A 269-nucleotide genomic window follows, 5' to 3' on the forward strand; every position below is an offset into this window, starting at 1 on the left:
GATCGCCAGGGATTTCCCCAACATCGATGCCGGCCGCGCCTTCTCGATGATGCTGCTGGCGCTCTGCGAATGCGCGCTCGACCACGGCATCCACACGATGATTTCCAATTACGAACCCTATCTCAAGCGTGTTTACAAACGCGCAGGCGCCGAAGTGGAAGAACTCGGCCGGGCAGACGGCTACGGCAAGTATCCCGTCTGCTGCGGCGCCTTCGAAGTATCTGACCGCGTGCTGCGCAAGATGCGCGCCGCCCTCGGCCTGACCCTAC

At 62.1% G+C, this 269-nt stretch carries 1 pseudogene; it reads left to right on the forward strand.

Annotated elements, in window-relative coordinates:
* Positions 1-269, forward strand: a pseudogene (locus tag EOD29_RS31995) (N-acyl-L-homoserine lactone (AHL) synthase); the annotation flags it as partial.

Origin of the sequence: Mesorhizobium sp. M1A.T.Ca.IN.004.03.1.1 (assembly GCF_003997555.1) — a bacterium.
Lineage (GTDB): Bacteria > Pseudomonadota > Alphaproteobacteria > Rhizobiales > Rhizobiaceae > Mesorhizobium.